This window comes from Chromohalobacter sp. 296-RDG (assembly GCF_029889885.1).
GTDB lineage: Bacteria > Pseudomonadota > Gammaproteobacteria > Pseudomonadales > Halomonadaceae > Chromohalobacter.
This window is the reverse complement of record NZ_JARANY010000009.1, coordinates 56,709-75,225: the sequence shown is the minus strand read 5'-3', so window position 1 is coordinate 75,225 and position 18,517 is coordinate 56,709. Positions and strand designations below refer to the sequence as shown.

At 62.5% G+C, this 18,517-nt stretch carries 16 protein-coding genes; 12 read left to right on the top strand and 4 right to left on the bottom strand.

All coding sequences use genetic code 11. The features are described 5' to 3' along the window. The first annotated feature begins 4 nt into the window (after window positions 1-4). On the top strand, window positions 5-619 hold the full coding sequence (locus tag OP495_RS05840) for a TetR-like C-terminal domain-containing protein (protein ID WP_280563643.1): 615 nt from the start codon (window positions 5-7) through the stop codon (window positions 617-619). After that, entirely contained in the window at window positions 616-2,508 is a 1,893-nt protein-coding gene (locus OP495_RS05835; protein ID WP_280567798.1) for an MFS transporter, read from the top strand. The genes OP495_RS05840 and OP495_RS05835 overlap by 4 nt, the downstream gene beginning before the upstream one ends. Here OP495_RS05835 and OP495_RS05830 read toward each other — a convergent pair. Beyond that, window positions 2,505-3,788, bottom strand: a complete 1,284-nt coding sequence (locus tag OP495_RS05830; RefSeq protein WP_280563641.1) for an HlyC/CorC family transporter — start codon at window positions 3,786-3,788, stop codon at window positions 2,505-2,507. The two genes, OP495_RS05835 and OP495_RS05830, sit on opposite strands and share 4 nt — an antisense overlap. 78 nt (window positions 3,789-3,866) lie before the next feature. After that, the gene (gene ccsA / locus OP495_RS05825) at window positions 3,867-4,667 is read right to left on the bottom strand and encodes a cytochrome c biogenesis protein CcsA (RefSeq protein WP_280567795.1); all 801 of its coding nucleotides are present in this window, start codon (window positions 4,665-4,667) and stop codon (window positions 3,867-3,869) included. 215 nt (window positions 4,668-4,882) lie between these two features. On the opposite strand from ccsA, the gene ffh reads away from it, so the two are divergent. From ffh to OP495_RS05775, 10 genes are all read left to right on the top strand, one after another. Then, the gene (gene ffh, locus OP495_RS05820; protein WP_280567794.1) at window positions 4,883-6,298 is read left to right on the top strand and encodes a signal recognition particle protein; all 1,416 of its coding nucleotides are present in this window, start codon (window positions 4,883-4,885) and stop codon (window positions 6,296-6,298) included. A 136-nt stretch (window positions 6,299-6,434) separates the two neighbouring features. Then, on the top strand, window positions 6,435-6,686 hold the full coding sequence (rpsP, locus tag OP495_RS05815; RefSeq protein WP_280563638.1) for a 30S ribosomal protein S16: 252 nt from the start codon (window positions 6,435-6,437) through the stop codon (window positions 6,684-6,686). Window positions 6,687-6,700: 14 nt separating this feature from the next. Beyond that, entirely contained in the window at window positions 6,701-7,255 is a 555-nt protein-coding gene (rimM, locus tag OP495_RS05810; RefSeq protein WP_280563666.1) for a ribosome maturation factor RimM, read from the top strand. A gap of 38 nt (window positions 7,256-7,293) precedes the next feature. Next, window positions 7,294-8,097: a tRNA (guanosine(37)-N1)-methyltransferase TrmD gene (trmD, locus tag OP495_RS05805; RefSeq protein WP_280563637.1), complete on the top strand. Its 804-nt coding sequence runs from the start codon at window positions 7,294-7,296 to the stop codon at window positions 8,095-8,097. Between the two features lie 108 nt (window positions 8,098-8,205). After that, window positions 8,206-8,565, top strand: a complete 360-nt coding sequence (gene rplS / locus OP495_RS05800) for a 50S ribosomal protein L19 (protein WP_280563636.1) — start codon at window positions 8,206-8,208, stop codon at window positions 8,563-8,565. Between the two features lie 132 nt (window positions 8,566-8,697). Further along, window positions 8,698-9,585, top strand: a complete 888-nt coding sequence (gene xerD / locus OP495_RS05795; protein WP_280567792.1) for a site-specific tyrosine recombinase XerD — start codon at window positions 8,698-8,700, stop codon at window positions 9,583-9,585. 2 nt (window positions 9,586-9,587) lie between these two features. Further along, entirely contained in the window at window positions 9,588-10,322 is a 735-nt protein-coding gene (locus tag OP495_RS05790) for a DsbC family protein (protein ID WP_280563634.1), read from the top strand. A gap of 84 nt (window positions 10,323-10,406) precedes the next feature. Then, a complete protein-coding gene (locus OP495_RS05785) occupies window positions 10,407-11,723 on the top strand; it encodes a homoserine dehydrogenase (RefSeq protein WP_280567789.1) in 1,317 nt (438 codons plus the stop codon). Window positions 11,724-11,811: 88 nt separating this feature from the next. Next, complete coding sequence (gene thrC, locus OP495_RS05780; protein ID WP_280563632.1) at window positions 11,812-13,200, top strand: threonine synthase; 1,389 nt, start codon at window positions 11,812-11,814, stop codon at window positions 13,198-13,200. Between the two features lie 69 nt (window positions 13,201-13,269). Next, window positions 13,270-15,066 carry a DHHA1 domain-containing protein gene (locus tag OP495_RS05775; RefSeq protein WP_280567786.1) on the top strand — a complete coding sequence of 599 codons (1,797 nt, stop codon included), beginning with the start codon at window positions 13,270-13,272 and terminating at the stop codon, window positions 15,064-15,066. Between the two features lie 132 nt (window positions 15,067-15,198). On the opposite strand, the gene OP495_RS05770 is transcribed toward OP495_RS05775, so the two are convergent. Together OP495_RS05770 and OP495_RS05765 are read right to left on the bottom strand one after the other, a co-directional pair. Then, a complete protein-coding gene (locus OP495_RS05770) occupies window positions 15,199-15,618 on the bottom strand; it encodes a VOC family protein (RefSeq protein ID WP_280563630.1) in 420 nt (139 codons plus the stop codon). Window positions 15,619-15,752: 134 nt separating this feature from the next. Beyond that, window positions 15,753-18,503: a heavy metal translocating P-type ATPase gene (locus OP495_RS05765; RefSeq protein ID WP_280567784.1), complete on the bottom strand. Its 2,751-nt coding sequence runs from the start codon at window positions 18,501-18,503 to the stop codon at window positions 15,753-15,755. Window positions 18,504-18,517: the final 14 nt, after the last annotated feature.

Below are 18,517 nucleotides of genomic sequence, written 5' to 3'. Positions count from 1 at the left end.
ACCGATGGCTCGTCCCAGACAGCATGCACCCGAGGTGCTGCATGGCCAGGTCATGGCGGCATGTGACGCCTGGCTACGCGATAATCCCGTGCATACGCTGTCGTTGCGCTCCCTGGCGCGAGACGTGGGATGCGCGCCCAGCACGTTGCTCAAACTCTATGGTAGCTTTGGTAATCTGCTGCAATACGTCAACGTCGAGACACTGGGTCGCCTGCGGGTGGCCGTGGAGGGGCTCGAGGGTGCCGATCCCGAGCCGCGTCTCAAAGCATTAGCGACAGCTTATTGGATGTTTGCGCAGCACGAGCCCTATCGCTGGCAGATGCTGTTCGAATATCCGCTGGCCCAAGAGGGCGAGCTGGACCAACGTCAGAACGATATGATCGAGGGCCTGTTCGTGCGCGTCGAGGCGGCGCTTGCCGAGTACCAGCCGCTGATGGGGGAGCTCGAGGCACGGCGTATGGCCCGCACCTTGTGGGGTAGCGTGCATGGTCTGGTCCAGTTGGGGCTCAACGAACGCTTGGGCGTCTGGCAGGGTCAATCGCTGGAAGTCACCGAGCTGCTCGATCAATTGCTGACGACCACGCTGATGGGGCTCAAGTACGGCCCGAGAGAGCCGTGATTCCCCGATTGCTTACCCAGCGTCGATTCGCTCCCTTCTTCTGGACACAAGCCTTGGGCGCGTTCAACGACAACGTGTTCAAGAATGTCCTGTTGTTATTACTGACCTTCGTCGCCGTTCCCCGCTATGGCTGGGACACGGGATTGCTCAACAATCTTGCGGCGGGGCTTTTCATTCTGCCTTTCCTGTTGTTTTCGGCATGGGGCGGCTTGCTGGCCGACCGTCTCGACAAGCGGCGCCTGGTCAGACGCCTCAAGGGGCTGGAACTCTTGACCATGAGCATGGCGGCCGCCGCCGTCTGGTATGAGGCCTATGCCGTACTGCTGACCTTGTTGTTCATGATGGGAACCCAGTCGGCGCTGTTTGGGCCGGTGAAGTACGCCATTTTGCCGCAACACCTGTCGCCGACCGAACTCGTCAAGGGCAACGCCTGGATCAGCCTGGGCACTTTCTTGTCGATTCTGCTGGGGACGCTGCTGGCAGGAGTGCTGGCATCGCTCGACGGTGACTGGGCGCGGGGGAGTATCGCCGCCACCTTGGTGGCGCTGGCGCTCTTGGGGCTCGTCGCTAGTCTCTGGGTGCCTAGCGCACCGCCCAGTCAGGGGGGCACAACACAGTGGCGGCCTTGGCATGGCGGACGTGAAGTGATGCGCGACGCCTGGCGTCAACCACGGATATTCCGTGCCTTGTCGGGCATCAGCCTGTTCTGGTTTCTAGGTGCCTGCTACCTGACTCAGTTGCCTGCCTGGACTCGCGATGTTGTGCATGGCGACGAAGCCGTGGTCAGTGCCTTGTTGGCTGCGTTCGCGCTGGGCGTTGGCACGGGCGCGCTGCTGTGTGCTCGGTTGTCGGCGGGGCGCCTGGAGGTCGGTTTGATACCGGCCGGCGCCATGCTCTTCGGCTTGGCCGGTCTCGATCTGGGGCTGAGTCAGCCGCTGGCAGGCAGCGATACCGGGTTGGCAGCATTGAGCCTGTCACCGGGCTTCTGGCGTCAGATCCTCGATTTCGCGGTGATCGGTCTGGGCGGCGGCTTGTATATCGTGCCGTTGTACACGCTGATTCAGCTCGAAAGCGACGATGACTATCGTGCCCGGATGATCGCCGCCAACAATATTCTCAATGCACTGTTCATGGTGCTGGCGGCGGGCTTCGGTGTGGTCGTGCTGAGTGTGATCGATGCCTCGCTCAATACCTTCATGCTGGCCTTGTCGGCGGTATCCCTGACGCTGGCGGTGGTCATCCTGTGCATGGTGCCGCGCCCGGCACTGCGTCTGTCGATTTTCGTGCTGATTCGCGTGCTCTATCGGCTGCGTTTTCGCGGCCGCCAATCCGTACCCGCACGCGGCGCGGCATTGGTAGTGTGCAATCACGTCAGCTTCATGGACGCCTTGATCCTGGGCGGCGGATGCCCACGTCCGCTGCGTTTCTTGATGGACCGCCCTATCTACGAATCTCGATGGCTCAACTGGTTCTTTCGCATTGCTGGCGCGATCCCGGTGGATTCCGAGCGTTGCGACCCTGGCGGTGTACGACGAGCCCTGGACGAAGTGAGTCACGCCCTGCGTCAGGGCGAGGTGGTGATGTTGTTCCCCGAGGGGCGCTTGACGTGCGACGGCGAAATGCAGCGTTTTCGGCGTGGCGTGGACATCATTCTGGCGCGGGATCCCGTGCCGGTGGTACCTGCCGGATTGGCCGGACTTTGGGGATCCTGGACATCAAATTGCGGTGGCAAGGCGTTGACCAAGTGGCCACGGCGTTTCCGGGCGCGGGTGGCGCTCCATTTCGGGGACCCTATTGCGGTGGGCGAGGCCAGGCGCGCCGACATGGAGCGGCAGGTGAGCGAACTCAAGCGCAAGGCTGAAGCCGAGATCGGCGTTTCGCCGGATTAACCCAGCACCCGGGCACGGCGTGCTGATTGCCAGCAGCGTGCCGAGGTGATCAGGTTGTCCTTGATCTGCAGGATTTCCATGCGGATCGCCCCCAACTGTAGGCAGGCGGGTGCGTCGGGGAAGGCTTCCAGGTGCTCGAGAATCAAGCCGTTGAGCGTCTTGGGGCCGTCGGTAGGCAGCTGCCAGGCGAGCACTTTGTTGATGTCGCGGATGTTGGTAGTGCCTTCGATGATGTAGCTGCCGTCTTCCTGGGGATGAATCTCGCGGTGCGTGGCCGCTTCGTCGGTGGTGAATTCGCCGACGATCTCCTCGAGAATGTCTTCCAGTGTTGCCAACCCCTCCACGTCGCCATATTCGTCGACCACGATGCCGATACGGCGCTTTTGTTGCTGGAAATTGAGCAACTGGGTGTGAAGCGGCGTCGACTCGGGAATGAAGTAGGGTTCGCGGGCCTCCTGGACGATGGCGGCCTTGGTCACCTCGGGCTTCGAGAGGAAGCGTGCAGCGTTTCGCAGGTGCAGGATGCCGATAATGTTGTTGATGTCACCCTTGTAGACCGGCACTCGCGTGTGCTGACTGGAGCGGATCTGGGCGAGAATGGGCTCGAGGTCGTCGTCGAGATCGATGCCGGCGATTTCCTGACGTGGCACCATGATGTCGTTGACGGTCACGTTTTCCAGATCGAGGATCGATAGCAGCATGGACTGGTGACGCCGGGGAATCATGGTGCCGGCCTCGTGAACGACCGTGCGCAACTCATCACGCGTCAGGTTGTCGGCACTGCCGTCGATATCCTTGACGCCCAAGAGCCGTAGCAGGCCATTGGAAATCGCATTGACGAGCCACACCAGCGGATAGAAGAGCTTGAGTAGCGGTTCTAGTGCCAAAGACGCGGGGTAAGCGATGCGCTCGGGCTTGACTGCGGCGAACGTCTTGGGCGTGACCTCGGCGAAGATCAGAATCACGATGGTCAGCACAGCGGTCGAGATGGCCGGTCCGGAGACATCGCCGAAGAAATGGATGGCGATGATCGTGGCGATAGAGGCAGCGAGGTTGTTGACGAAGTTGTTGCCGATGAGGATGACGCCGATCAGCCGATCGGGACGGCCCAATAACCGCAAGACCCGCTTGGCGGTGCGCTCCCCGCTATTGGCCTGGTGCGACAGGCGATAGCGGTTGATCGACATCATCCCGGTTTCCGAGCTGGAGAAGAAGGCGGATAGGCAGATGAGCACGAGCAGCAGCGTTAACAGCAGCCCTAAGGGTATGTCATCGCTCAAGGTGGAGAGGTCCTCGCTGAAAAGCCAACATCGTTTGTAGGGTTTCCCCTTGAAAGTGTCAAGTTGCTGCGTTTTCGCCTAGATATCGTGAAAGATCAATTGTAGCGCAACCTTGGTGCCAAAGTAGCCGAGCACCAGTAGCAGGCAGCCGCCCAGGGTCCAGCGCATTGCACGCGTGCCGCGCCAGCCCAGCCAGTGTCGGCCGATGAGCAGCCCCGTGAAAACCAGCCAGGCGGCGAGAGAGAAGACCGTCTTGTGGACGAGGTGCTGGGCGAAAAGATTGTCGATGAAGATGAAGCCGCTGACGATGGCCGCCGTCAGTAACAGCAAGCCGGCGCCGATGAGTTCGAACAGCAAGCGCTCCATGCTCGTCAGTGCGGGCAATACCTGGATGATCCCGCGTGTATGACGGCGTTTTAACGCGTGGTGCTGAAAAGCCACCAATACGGCTTGTACCGCTGCGATGCTGAGCAATGCCGAGGCTACGCTGGAGGTCACGATATGAAAGACGATACCGGGCGAGACGTTGGCTTCGACCATGTGGCTGGGATAAAGCATTAGTGCAACCAGCGTCAGCGCGGCCAGTGGGAAGAGGCCGACACCGGCATTCAACAATGGCTTGACCAGGCTGACTGCGATCAACAGGGCGGCGATCAACCAGCTAAAGAGTGAGGCGCTTTCGAAAAGCCCCAGATGCAGGCCGTGCCCGAGAAACACACTGTGTGCCACGACCACGGTGTGGGCACTGACCGCGAGTAAGCCCAGCGAGCGTACCAGGATCGTCCTGGGGGACACACGCCTGGCAAGCGCGAGCGCCTGCCAGGCGCCCGCAGCTAGGTAACAGATAATGGCGAGAATCGCAAAAGGCAGCGCCTGCATCGGTGGCCAGTCCCTGCGCCGGTCGGCGTCGAAGAAAATGAAGCATCAATATCACGTGAGCATGTCACGCGGACTCGGGAACGTTACTATAGCGAATCCCCGCGCGGTAGCGAATCCCCCCGCCGCTTACGTATCGCAACGGGTGCATGGAGAGAGTCGTCGCGAACGCGTATAATCGTTTTTTCATGCCTAGGCAATTCCTGCCGGAGAGCGCCATGTTTGAAAGTTTGACCGATCGCCTGTCGGGCACGCTGAAGTCGATCACCGGTCAGGCCAAGCTGACCGAGGACAACATCAAGGACACGCTGCGCGAGGTGCGTCGTGCGCTGCTGGAGGCCGACGTGGCTCTGCCGGTGGTCAAGGCGTTCGTCGAGCGGGTGCGCGAGCGCGCCGTGGGCCAAGAGGTCTCGCGCAGCCTGTCCCCGGGCCAGCAATTCGTCAAGATCGTCCAGCAGGAGCTGGAAGCCATCATGGGCGAGGCCAACGAGGCGCTGTCGCTCAAGAGCGCGCCCTCGGTGGTCTTGATGGCCGGTCTGCAGGGTGCGGGTAAAACGACCTCGGTCGCCAAGTTGGCGAGCTTCCTGCGCGAGCGGGAAAAGAAAAAAGTGCTGGTGGTTTCCGCCGACGTCTATCGTCCGGCCGCCATTGACCAGCTCGAGACGCTGGCCAAAGAGGTAGAGGTCGACTTCTTTCCTTCGGCCAGCGCCCAACAGCCGGTGGACATCGCCCAGGCAGCGATCAAGCATGCCAAGATCCAGTTTCATGACGTGGTGATCGTGGATACCGCCGGTCGACTATCCGTCGATCAGGCGATGATGGAAGAAATTCAGGCCTTGCATGGGGCGGTATCGCCGGACGAGACGCTTTTCGTGGTCGATGCCATGACCGGTCAGGATGCCGCCAATACCGCACAGGTTTTCCATGAAGCGTTGCCGTTGACCGGAGTGATTCTCACCAAGGCCGATGGTGACGCTCGGGGCGGCGCGGCGCTCTCGGTGCGACACGTCACCGGCAAGCCGATCAAGTTCATGGGCATGGGCGAGAAAGTCGATGCCCTCGAGCCGTTTCACCCGGATCGCGTCGCGTCGCGGATTCTAGGCATGGGTGACATGCTGTCGCTCATCGAGGAAGCCGAGCGCAATGTTGACCAAGGCAAGGCGGAGAAACTGGCCAAGAAGGTCAAGAAAGGCAACAGCTTCGATCTCGAGGACTTCCGCGAACAGCTCCAGCAGCTCAAGAAGATGGGTGGGATGAGTGGTTTGATGGGTAAGCTGCCCGGTATGGGGCAGATGGCCGAGGCAGCGCAGGGGCCAGGTGCCGAGAAGGAATTCGGCAAGCTCGAGTCGTTGATCAACTCGATGACCCCGAAAGAGCGCCGCAAGCCGGAAATCATCAGTGGCTCGCGTAAGCGCCGCATCGCGGCGGGCGCCGGCTTGCAGGTACCTGACCTCAACCGTTTGCTCAAGCAGCACAAGCAGATGCAGAAGATGATGAAAAAGGCTGGCAAGAAAGGTGGTATGCAGAAAATGATGCGAGACATGGGCGGCGGCCCAGGTGGCCCAGGTGGCCCAGGTGGTATGGGCGGCCCAGGCGGTATGGGTGGCCCTGGCGGCGGCTTGCCGCGCCGTTGATAACGTCTTCCGTTGTCAAGGAAAAGGTTTCCAATACGAGCCTTTTTCCGTAGAATGCTGCATCTTCGCAGGTGGGTCGTGCCCGCCGCGACAGTCCGTGGCGTAACGTAAAACTTCAACCGTAGGATTATAGCGCATGGTTACCATCCGTTTGGCCCGTGGTGGCGCCAAGAAGCGTCCCTTTTATCACCTCGCCGTCAGCGATTCGCGTAAGTCTCGCGACGGCCGTTTCATCGAGCGTATCGGCTTCTTCAACCCGGTAGCCCGTGGTCAGGAAGAGCGCCTACGCGTCGATCTCGAGCGTGCCGAGCATTGGCAGGGTCTGGGTGCCCAGCTCTCCGACCGCGTCGCCGAGTTGCTGAAAGAAGCACGCAAGCAGCAAGCGTGAGTGCACTACCCGCTATGTCGCACGAGACCGGTCGCGCCGATGCGGCGCAAGACGACGAGCACGTGGTGCTTGGTCGCCTGACCAGTCCCTACGGCGTGAAAGGGTGGTTGAGGGTGTATTCGTACACCAGCCCCATCGAGGGCATCTTCGAGCATGCCGAATGGGTGTTGTCACTGCGCGGCGAGCACTTCGAGTGCAAGTTGAGCCAAGGGCGTCCCCATGGCAAAGGGCTGGTCGCCAGCCTGGAAGGCATCTCGAGCCGTGAACTGGCCGAACGTTGGGCCGGCGCGGATATTCTCCTGCCCACGCAGGCATTGCCGGCGCTCGCGCCGGGCGATTATTACTGGTATCAGCTCGAAGGCCTGCGGGTCGAGACGCTATCTGGTGAGTGTCTGGGGCAAGTAGATTATCTCTTCGAGACGGGTGCCAACGACGTGTTGGTGATCCAGCCTAGTGAGGCGAGTCTCGATGACCGAGAGCGGTTGATACCGTTTCTGCCCGATGGCGTGATCCGCGAGGTGGATCTCGGTGCCGGGCGTATGACAGTGGATTGGGATTCTGAATTCTGACGCCGTATCTTGGGTGTCACTGGCCGAGTGATGAAGCCGTGTGGATTGGTGTTGTCTCCCTGTTCCCAGATATGTTTGAGGCGATCACTCGTTACGGCGTAACGGGGCGTGCCGTCGACCAGGGATTGCTAGTGGTGGATTTCTGGAATCCCCGGGATTACGCCATGGATAAGCACCGCACGGTGGATGATCGGCCCTATGGCGGTGGCCCCGGCATGCTGATGAAGGTCGACACGTTGCGACCCGCTATCGCCGAGGCACGCCGCGACGCCGAGCGCCGTGGTTGTGCGCCAGAGTGTACACGCGTGGTTTATCTGTCGCCCCAGGGGCGGCGGCTCGATCAACGTGGTGTGCGGGAGCTGGCCGACCTGGAGGCGCTGATCGTCATCGCTGGTCGTTACGAAGGCATCGACGAGCGAGTGGTCGATGCCGATATCGACGAAGAATGGTCGATCGGCGATTATGTGCTCAGCGGTGGTGAATTGCCGGCCATGGTGATGGTCGATGCCGTCTCCCGGCTGGTGCCGGGCGTGCTTGGCCATGGTGATTCGGCACTCGAGGATTCCTTTAGCGAGGGGCTTCTGGATTGCCCGCACTACACGCGCCCCGAGACGATCGATGGGCGTGGCGTGCCGGACATCCTGCTTAGCGGCAACCACGCGGCGATTCGCCGCTGGCGGCTGAAGCAGTCCCTTGGACGCACCTGGCTCAGGCGACCGGACCTTCTTGAAGGTCGCGCTCTGGATCGCGAGCAGCAACAATTGCTTGACGAGTTCATCGCGGAACATGCCACGAGTCAGCACGTCGGTAGGACGGAGGAGCGATGGTTGCTCGATGAATGAGCGCCGCGCGTCACCCACAACGTCGATTCCTGCGTTTCGCGACGCCGGGATCACGATCGGCTCTCGACACAGGAAGAGTCGATCATCCAAATATCAAGGAGTTTAGTCATGAGCAGCAAGAACAAAGTGATCCAGGCGCTCGAAACCGAGCAGATGAGCAAGAACGTTCCGGAATTCTCGCCGGGCGATACCGTGACCGTTCAGGTCAAGGTCGTGGAAGGTAACCGCGAGCGTCTGCAGGCCTTCGAAGGCGTTGTGATCGGCAAGCGCAATCGTGGGCTCAACTCCGCCTTCACTGTGCGCAAGGTTTCCCATGGTGTTGGCGTCGAGCGTACCTTCCAGACATATAGCCCTTTGGTCGATTCCATTGCGGTCAAGCGTCGCGGTGACGTGCGTCAGGCCAAGCTGTACTACCTCCGTGAGCGTAGCGGCAAGTCCGCTCGCATCAAGGAAAAGCTGACTCGTTAAGCGGCTTGCGGCGTCGTCGAGACGTCATGAGCGCTCTCTTTGGAGTGCGCTCGACGAGAACCCCGCGGGCCCTTGGCTTGCGGGGTTTTTGCATATGGGGCGGGCACAGACGACGCGGGGAGGGCAGAATCAGTGGATGATTTCAAGTGGCGTGATGCTTTTCTCGATGGGCTCTGGCTGGAGCGCGGGCTGAGTCGGCATACGCTGGATGCCTATCGTCGCGATCTGGACGCCTGGCTGGCGCACCTCGCGTCGCGCAGCGAGCGTCTACTGGCTCCCGGGGAAGACGCCTTGGAGACATTTCTGACGGCGCGTCGCGATCACTACCATCCCCGCTCGGTAGCGCGTCTGTTATCTTGTCTGCGGCGCTTTTACCGTTGGGCGCTGGCCGAAGGGCATATCGCCCATGCCCCCCTGGCCGAAGCGCGTGCTCCCAAAGCCGTCGCCAAATTGCCCAACACTCTGGATGAAGCTGAGGTCGAGCGTCTGCTTGAGGCGCCTGACTCGGATACGCCACTAGGACTGCGCGATCGCACCATGCTCGAAGTGTTATATGGCTGCGGCCTGCGTATCTCTGAACTGATCGGTTTGACGGTGGATGCGGTCAACTTGCGTCAAGGTGTGTTGCGCGTGCTCGGCAAGGGCGATAAGGAGCGCCTGGTCCCGTTGGGCGAGGAGGCGGCCGCGTGGCTCGAACGCTACCTGCGTCAAGGGCGTGGGGACTTGATGAACGATCCGACCCGACCGCCCTTGTTTCCCGGGCGCCATGATGGGTTCATGACCCGCCAGACGTTCTGGCATCGTATTAAGAGACATGCTGTGGTGGCCGGTATCGACAAGCCTCTCTCGCCGCACACGCTGCGCCATGCATTCGCGACGCACTTGTTGAATCATGGGGCCAATCTGCGTGTCGTACAGATGTTGCTGGGTCATAGTGACCTGTCGACCACGCAAATCTATACCCAGGTGGCTCAAGCGCGTCTGGAAGCGCTGCACGCCCAACATCATCCTAGAGGTTGATTATGTCTAGAGCCGTATTGTCCGTCATGGGGGGCGCCTTGGCCCTTATGGCCGCGCCGCTAAGCCTTGCTGCGCCCCCCGAGGGGCTGGCCGCCAAGCTGACCCACAACGGGCAGCCGATGCCAGTGGCATCGATCGAGGAGTCGCCGTTATCGGGGCTCTATGAGGTGCGCCTCGAGAGCGGCGAGACCCTGTATACAGACGCCGATGGGGAATACATGGTGGTCGGTGACCTGTATCGAAACCGTGACGGGCAGATGGTCAACTTGACCGAGCGTGCCGCCAACGAACGCCGCCAGTCGCGTCTCGATAACGTCCCCGAGGATGAGCGCGTCATCTACAAGCCTGCCGGCGAGGTCAAGGCGCGCATTACCGTCTTTACTGATACCTCGTGTCCTTATTGCCAAAAGTTGCATAAGGAAGTCCCCCGTCTCAATCAGATGGGAATCGAGGTAGACTATCTGGCCTTTCCGCGTGCCGGTGTCGACGCCGAGGCGGCACGCGTGCTGAGCCAGGCCTGGTGCGCCGACAATGCCACCGAAGCGCTCACCGCCGCGATGCGCGGAGGAACTCCGGAGGCTACGGCGCAGTGCGAGGCGCCGGTGGCCGAGCAGTATGCACTGGGGCGTGAACTGGGAATTCAAGGAACGCCTGCCATCGTGTTGCCGAATGGCCGCATGGTGCCGGGGTACGTGCCGGCCGAGCGGCTGGCGTCGATGCTCGGCATCAAGGAATGACCGAGCGACGATAAATATGATGACCTCCGACGCTAGGCGCAGGAGGTACGCTGGACACATACACTGAGCAAGGGGAGCGTGACGTTGAAACCGGTGAGAGTGGGTATCTGTGGGTTAGGGACCGTGGGTGGCGGTACCTTCAATGTGTTGACGCGCAATGCGGACGATATCGCCCGTCGCGCCAGTCGGCCGATTATCGTCGAGCAGGTCGGTACGCGTCGCGATAACCCGCAATGCGAAACCGCCGGGGTCAAGGTCACCCGCGATGTCTTCGAGGTGGCACGCAACCCCGATGTCGATGTGCTGGTCGAGTTGATCGGCGGCTACGATGTGGCCCGTGAGCTGGTGATGACTGCCATCGAGAACGGCAAACATGTGGTCACCGCCAACAAGGCGCTGATCGCCGTGCACGGCAACGAAATCTTCCAGGCCGCGCACGAGAAGGGCGTGATCGTGGCCTTCGAGGCAGCCGTGGCCGGCGGCATCCCGGTGATCAAGTCGCTGCGTGAAGGCCTGGGTGCCAACCGCATTCAATGGCTCGCCGGTATCATCAACGGCACCGGCAACTACATTCTGACCCACATGCGTGATGAAGGCCGCGCCTTCGATGACGTGCTCGCCGAAGCGCAGGCACTGGGTTATGCCGAAGCCGATCCGACCTTCGATGTCGAGGGTATCGACGCCGCCCACAAGCTGACCATCTTGGCTTCGATTGCCTTTGGCGTACCGCTTCAGTTCGACAAGGCCTACACGGAAGGTATTTCGCGGGTCACCGCCGAGGATGTCGAGCAGGCCGACCAGTTGGGCTACATCATCAAGCACCTGGGGCTTTCCAAGCGCACCGAGAAGGGCCTCGAGCTTCGCGTGCACCCGACCTTGATTCCCAAGGAGCGCTTGCTGGCCAGCGTGCATGGCGTGAAGAATGCCATCGCGGTGATGGGCGATGCCGTTGGGCCGACGCTTTACTATGGCGCCGGCGCGGGGGCTGAACCCACGGCCTCGGCGGTGGTCGCCGACCTGCTGGATGTGGCTCGCGACATCACCACCGAGCACCATTACCGTGTGCCGTATCTCGCCTTCAGCGGTATTGACGAGGCCGACGGCTCGTTGCCGATCCTGCCCATGGAGGACATTGTCACCGCTTATTACCTGCGTCTGCTGGCGGTGGACCGTCCGGGCGTACTGGCGCGAGTGGCGACGATCCTCTCCGAGCAGGGCATTTCCATCGAGGCGATCATCCAGAAGGAAGCCACCGAAGGTGAGCTGGTGCCCATCATCCTGATGACGCATCGCACCCGCGAGCAGCACATGAACGAGGCGATCCGTCAGCTCGAATCGCTGGCCGATATTGCCGGTCCGGTGACCCGGATTCGTGTCGAAGCCCTCGACGAGCAGGAATAACATCGGCCGCGAGCTTCGGGCTGCGAGCGGCGAGCAATCAAGAGTTCGTGGCTCGTAGCTCGTGGCTCGAGACCCACGGAGTGGAATGATGCGTTATATCAGTACGCGCGGCCAGGCGCCGGCGCTGAGTTTCGAAGAAGTGGTGCTGACCGGGATGGCTAGCGATGGCGGTCTCTACGTGCCGGAGACGATTCCTGCACTCTCGACGGAGGATCTCGAGGCAATGGCGGGGCTTTCCTATGCCGAGATCGCGTTTCGCGTGATGAAGCCCTTCGTCGGTGGCGAGATCGACGACGAGACCTTCCGAGGCCTCGTCACCGATGCCTATGCCGCCTTTAGCCACGAGGCGGTGGTGCCGCTCAACCAGCTCGCCAGCAACCATTTCCTGCTCGAGCTTTTCCACGGTCCGACGCTGGCGTTCAAGGATGTCGCTCTGCAACTGCTGGGGCGCATCCTCGATCACTTCCTGGCCAAGCGTGGCGAGCGGGCGGTAATCATGGGCGCGACGTCCGGGGATACCGGATCGGCGGCGATCGAAGGCTGTCGGCATTGCGACAACCTCGATATCTTCATCCTGCATCCGCATAATCGTGTATCCGAGGTGCAGCGTCGACAGATGACCTCGGTGCTGGCTGACAACGTCTTCAACATCGCCATCGAGGGCGACTTCGACGATGCCCAGGCGATGGTCAAGGCAAGCTTCGCCGATCAAGCGTTTCTGAACGGCACGCGTCTGGTGGCGGTCAATTCCATCAATTGGGCGCGCATCATGGCGCAGGTGGTCTATTACGTGGCCTCTGCGGTGGCGTTGGGCGCGCCGCATCGCGAGGTGAGCTTCTGCGTGCCCTCGGCCAACTTCGGCAATGTCTTCGCCGGCTACGTGGCCTATCGCATGGGATTGCCGGTCAAGCAGTTCGTCGTCGCGACCAATGCCAACGACATCCTGCATCGCACTCTGGCCGACAACGACTTCTCCAAGCAGGCGCTCAAGGAAACTCTGGCACCGTCGATGGATATCGTGGTGTCGTCGAACTTCGAACGCTTGCTGTTCGAGGCTTACGATCGCGATGGCGACGCCGTGCGCGATCTGCTCGCGCGCTTCCAGCACGAGCCGGCGGTACTCGCCGAGGCACCGCTCGCCAAGCTGCGCGAGAAGTTCGCCAGCCACAGCGTGGATGACGACACCATTCTCGAGGTGATCCGCGAGGCGCATGGGCGTACCAAGGAACTACTCGACCCGCATACCGCGACGGGCTATCGCGCTGCCGAGCGTGTTCGCGCGGATGCCGCGACGCCGATGATCACCCTGGCGACCGCGCATCCGGCCAAGTTCGCCGATGCGGTGCTCCAGGCGGGTTTCGAGGGCGTGCCGCTGCCCGTACACATGGCCGGCTTGCTCGAGCGTGAAGAGCACTACACGGTGCTGCCGGCCGAGCTCGAGGCCGTGCAAGCCTTCGTCGCCGAACAGCGCCGCTGACGTTCCATGGCGTCGTGGTGATCCGCGACGTCCCGGTTTGCCATACCGCCGTCTCCCGAGGAGTCATTCGTGTCAGTAGCTGAGCATGATCCGCAACACCTACTGAACCGTCGTATCTTGTCGCGTCCGCGTGATGAGGGTGTCTACCGCCGCGCGCAGTCGGCCGGGCTCAGCGAACTGCAGGCGCGGATACTGGCCGGGCGTCTGCATGACTACACGGATGATATCGCATCGCTGATCGACCCCAGCCTGCGCTATCTGGCGCATCCCGAGCGTCTGCAGGACGCGCGCCGTGCCGCCGAGCGGATCGCCCTGGCGGTGGCCGAGGGCGAGCATATCGGCATCTTGACCGACTACGATGTCGACGGCATTACCTCGCACGTCGTCATCCTGCGGACTCTGAACGAGCTATTCGGTGTACCGATGCACAAGCTGCACAGCTTGATCGGCCACCGTATCTTCGATGGCTACGGCATCAGTTTGCCGCTGGTGGAGCGCACCCTGGCATTGTCGCCACGACCCGGTCTGGTGATCACCGCCGACTGCGGTAGCTCCGATGAGCCGCGTATCGCGCGCCTGCGTGAGGCGGGGCTCGATGTCGTGGTCACCGACCATCATGCCTTGCCGACGGCGGGGCCACCGGCGTCGGCGTATGCCACCGTCAATCCCACGCGCAGCGATTGCGATTACCCGGATCCCACCATCGCCGGTTGCATGGTGGCGTGGCTGACCATGTCACTGACGCGCTCGGTGCTCATCGAGCAGGGTGTGGCCTCGCCCTCGACCCCGAAATTATCGCCGTGGCTGTCCTACGTCGCCTTGGGCACCGTGGCGGATTGCGTCTCGATGGGGGCGAGCCCCGCCAACCGCGCCGTGGTCAGCCATGGACTGACGCTGATCAACCGCATGGGGGCTGCCTGCTGGCGGGTCATGGCCGAGCGTCTTGGGGACGACAGCATGCCCTTCGATGCCGAGACCCTGGCCTTTCAGATGGGGCCGCGCATCAACGCACGCTCGCGCCTCGACGACCCTTATGCGGCGCTGCATTTCATGCTTGCCGCCGACGATGCCTCGGCACGGCGTCATCTCGAGGTGCTGGATACCGACAATCAGTCGCGCAAGGCGATCGAGGCGGACATGGTCGAGAGCGCCCGAACATTGGCGCTCGACGCGCTGGCCGAAGGTGCATCGGCTATCGTGGTCTTCCTCGAGGATGGGCATGCCGGCGTACAGGGTATCGTCGCTTCGCGTCTGGTGCAGTCCTTCGGGCGCCCTACGCTGGTGCTCACACCGGCCGCCGCGCCAGGCATGCTGACTGGCTCGGGACGTTCCATAGAAGGGCTGCACCTGCGCGATGCATTGCAGCGTGTGCATGAACTGGCCCCCGAGGCGTTGCCGCGTTTCGGTGGGCATAGTGGCGCGGCGGGCATCGGCGTACCCCGCGAGCGTCTGGCGGAATTTCGTGACGCCTTCCTCACGGCGGTCGAGGAACGACTCGGTGACCGCGAACTTTTTCCGTATGTACTGACCGACGGTGCCTTGACGCCCGAGCAACTGTCGCTGGCGGCGGTGGATGAACTGGCGCGCTTGGCGCCTTACGGTCGCGAGTTCGACGCCCCGCTTTTCGACGGCGAGTTTCGCATCGAGCAGCTACGCCCGGTGGGGGCCGAGGGTAACCATCTGATGCTCGAGCTCTCGTGCGGCGCGGTGAGCCTCAAGGCGATCTGGTTTCGCGCCCTGACACCCGGCGAACTGCCGCCGTTCGGGCTCGGAGATCGTCTGCGCTGTGCCTACAAGTTATCGCGCAATCGCTGGCGGGGTCGTGAATCATTGCAGCTGATGGTCGAGCACGCAGAACCTGTTTAAGAGGGAAGAGGGAAGAGGGAAGAGGGAAGAGGGAAGAGGCGGAAGCGATTCTGTTTCCCTGAGGTTTCTTCCAGCCGCGTAGCGGCGCTCTTCTTTCTTCAAGACGCGTAGCGTCGTACTGACTTTTTTCTCTCAGTAGTTCGGCCAGACGCCGGGTGTGGCCAGCTCCAGTAGGTGACCGTCCGGGTCGCGGAAGTAGAGGCTTTCACCGCCTTTCGGCCAGTGGGTGCGGCCTTCGATGGGAATTTCGTGCACGGCGAGCTGGGCTTCCCAGTCATGCAATGCGTCGCGGGCGATGGCCAGTGCCAGATGCACGCGCCCGGTGCCATCGTGGGGCGGTATGGTGCCCATGCCGTGCGGCAGGTTTACGGTTTCCTCGGTGCTGCCTTGCTGAAACAGCAGCAACACGCTGCCCGGCCCGGCCTCGTACGCGGTGAAACGATGATCGGCGGTGAAGGCCGACAGCGTCATCACGTTCTCGAAGAAGGCCCGGGCGCGGGCCATGTCGGTGACGTAGAGGGCGGTTTCGAGAACGCCTTGGATGCGTGGCATATCACTCCTCGTTTACCGCGACGCGATGCCTCCCAGCATAGCCATCACACGGCAATGATCTCAACGTGGCGATAGCCAGAACCACCAGACGATGCCGGCGATCAATGCCAGCCCAATCAGATTGATGAGCAGTGTCATGCGGCCTCCTCGGATGTTCTGGCACTGTGTGCCGTGGATTTGAAAAGCCTCAACCGGTTGGCGTTGCTGACCACGGTGACCGAGGACAGTGACATGGCCACGGCGGCGACGATGGGCGAGAGCAGCATTCCCGTCAGCGGATAGAACACCCCGGCGGCGATGGGAATCCCCAGGCCGTTGTAGCCGAAGGCGCCCCACAGGTTCTGTTTGATGTTGCGCAGCGTGGCGCGGCTGATCTCGATAGCATCGGCCACGCCGTGGAGCGAATTGCGCATCAGCGTGATGCCCGCCGATTCGATCGCCACGTCGGTGCCTTGGCCGATGGCGAAGCCTACGTTGGCTTGCGCCAGGGCCGGGGCGTCGTTGATGCCGTCGCCGGTCATGCCGACGAGATGGCCGTCGCGTTGCAGCCGCGCGACGATCTCGCGCTTGTCCTCGGGCAATAGCTCGGCCTCGACACGCGCGATTCCCAGCGCTTGTGCCACGGCCCGGGCGGTGTGTGCGTTATCGCCGGTCAGCATGACCACTTCGATGCCGTCCGCCTGCAAGCGCGCCACGGCTTCGCGGCTATCCTCGCGCAGCGGGTCGCTGATGCCGAAGACGCCCAGCACCTGCCCGTCGGCGGCCAGATAGAGCGGTGTCTGCGCCTTGCCTTCAAGCTCAGCTCCCCATGCCTGGGCCTGGCCCAGTTCGACATCGCTTTCGTGCATCAGAGCGGCGTTGCCGAGTCGCAGCGACTGGCCTGTGTCGGTGACGGCGGTGACGCCACGCCCGCTGAGCGCTTGAAACTCGCGCAACTCGGGAAGTGCGGTCTGCGTGGCGCCCTGTTGGTCGGCGTAGTCGCCGAGTGCCTCGGCGAGGGGATGCTCGGAGCCGCGTTCGAGGGCCGCCACCCAGCTCAATGCGGTGTGGATATCCTCGGTGGCCCACTGGGCAGCAGTCACGCGCGGGCGACCCTCGGTCAGGGTGCCGGTCTTGTCGACGACCAGCGTGGTCAGTTTGCTGGCGGTCTGCAGTGCCTCGCCGTCGCGCACCAGGATGCCGTGCTCGGCGGCCTTGCCGACGCCGATCATGGTCGACATCGGTGTCGCCAGACCCAGGGCGCATGGGCAGGCGATGATCAGTACGGTGGTGGCGGTAACCAGCATGTGGACCAACTGCGGCGCGGGGCCGAAATTGAACCAGACCAGCGCCGTGAGGACGGCGATGATCAACACGCTGGGCACGAAGACGGCGGAAATTCGGTCGGCCAGGGCGCCGATGGGAGGACGTGAGTTCTGGGCGCTGGCCACTTGCTCGACGATGCGTCCCAGGCGACTGTCGGCGCCGATACGGGTGGCAATATAGACCAGTGTGCCACGGCCGTTGACCGTACCCGCACTGACCTCGTCGCCGGGATGCTTGGCGACGGGCTGGGGCTCGCCGGTTAGCATCGATTCGTCTATATGGCTGTCGCCTTCCTCGACGCGACCATCCACGGCTAGGCGCTCGCCGGGGCGCACGCGGATTCGCTCATCGACGGCGACTTCTTCGAGCGGTATGTCGCGCTCGTCGCCTTCACGAATCACCCGGGCGGTGGGCGCCTGCAGGTCGAGCAGGCGATTGAGCGCCCGTGAGGTACGCCCCCGGGCGCGCAGTTCCATGGCATTGCCGAGGCTGATCAGGCCGATGATCATCACCGAGGCTTCGAAATAGAGCCCGCGCGCGGCGACTGGGATCGCCTCGGGGATCAGTACCACCGTCATCGAATAGAGCCAGGCTGTGCCGGTACCGACGGCGATCAGGGTATCCATGTTGGCTTGATGATGACGGAAGGTCTTCCAGGCATTGACGAAGAAGCGTCGGCCCGCCGTGGCCATGATGCCCAGCGTGACCACGCCGATCAGCAGCCAGACCCAGCGTTCCGGCCCGCTCAACTGTGGCTGATGGAACAGCATTCTGCCCATCAGCAGCACTCCGGGGATGAGCCCCAATGCGGTGTCGCGGAGCCGTTGGCGATATTCGCGCGCCTCGTTTTGCTCACGGGTGCGTGCGGCCTGGCCGAGATCCTCGATGGGCTCGGCACCGTAGCCGACCGCTTCAACGGCATCCACCAGCTGTTGGGGGCGCGTGTCACCGAAGACCTCGGCGGTATGCGAGCCGAAGTTGACGCTGGCCGAGCGCACGCCGGGCGTGGCGTTCAAGGCCTGGGTAACGGTGTTGACGCAGCCGGCGCAGGTCATGCCGGACAACGATAGGCGAACGGGCGCCCCGTCGGGCGTTGCCTCGGTGTCTTGCCGGTCGCCGCTCGAGGCCGTCGATGATGCGCTGTCGTCAGCGGCACTGGTCGTCGTTTCCGGAGGGTAGCCGGCTTGCCCGAGCAACGCGCTCAGGCGCTCTGCGTCCAGAGATGATTTGACGTCGAGAGACTTTTCATCGGGCTCGCCGGTGACCTCGGCTTGATCGTCCTCGGCCTGAACCGCCTCGCGCATGCGTTTGACGCAGCCCTGGCAGCTCATGCCGGGCACTTGGAAATGGTGCGTGCTGCTTGTAGCAGCCGAGGTTTCGGGGGGATAACCGGCTTGCTCGAGCAACGCGCTCAGGCGCTCCGCGCCCAGAGATGATCTGACGTCGAGATGCTTTTCATCGGGCTCGCCGGTGACTTCAGCTTGATCATCCCCGGCTTGGATAGCCTCGCGCATGCGTTTGACGCACCCCTGGCAGCTCATGCCGGGCACGGTGAAGGAATGGGGAGCCGTTGTGCTCATCTTGCGTTCTCCGT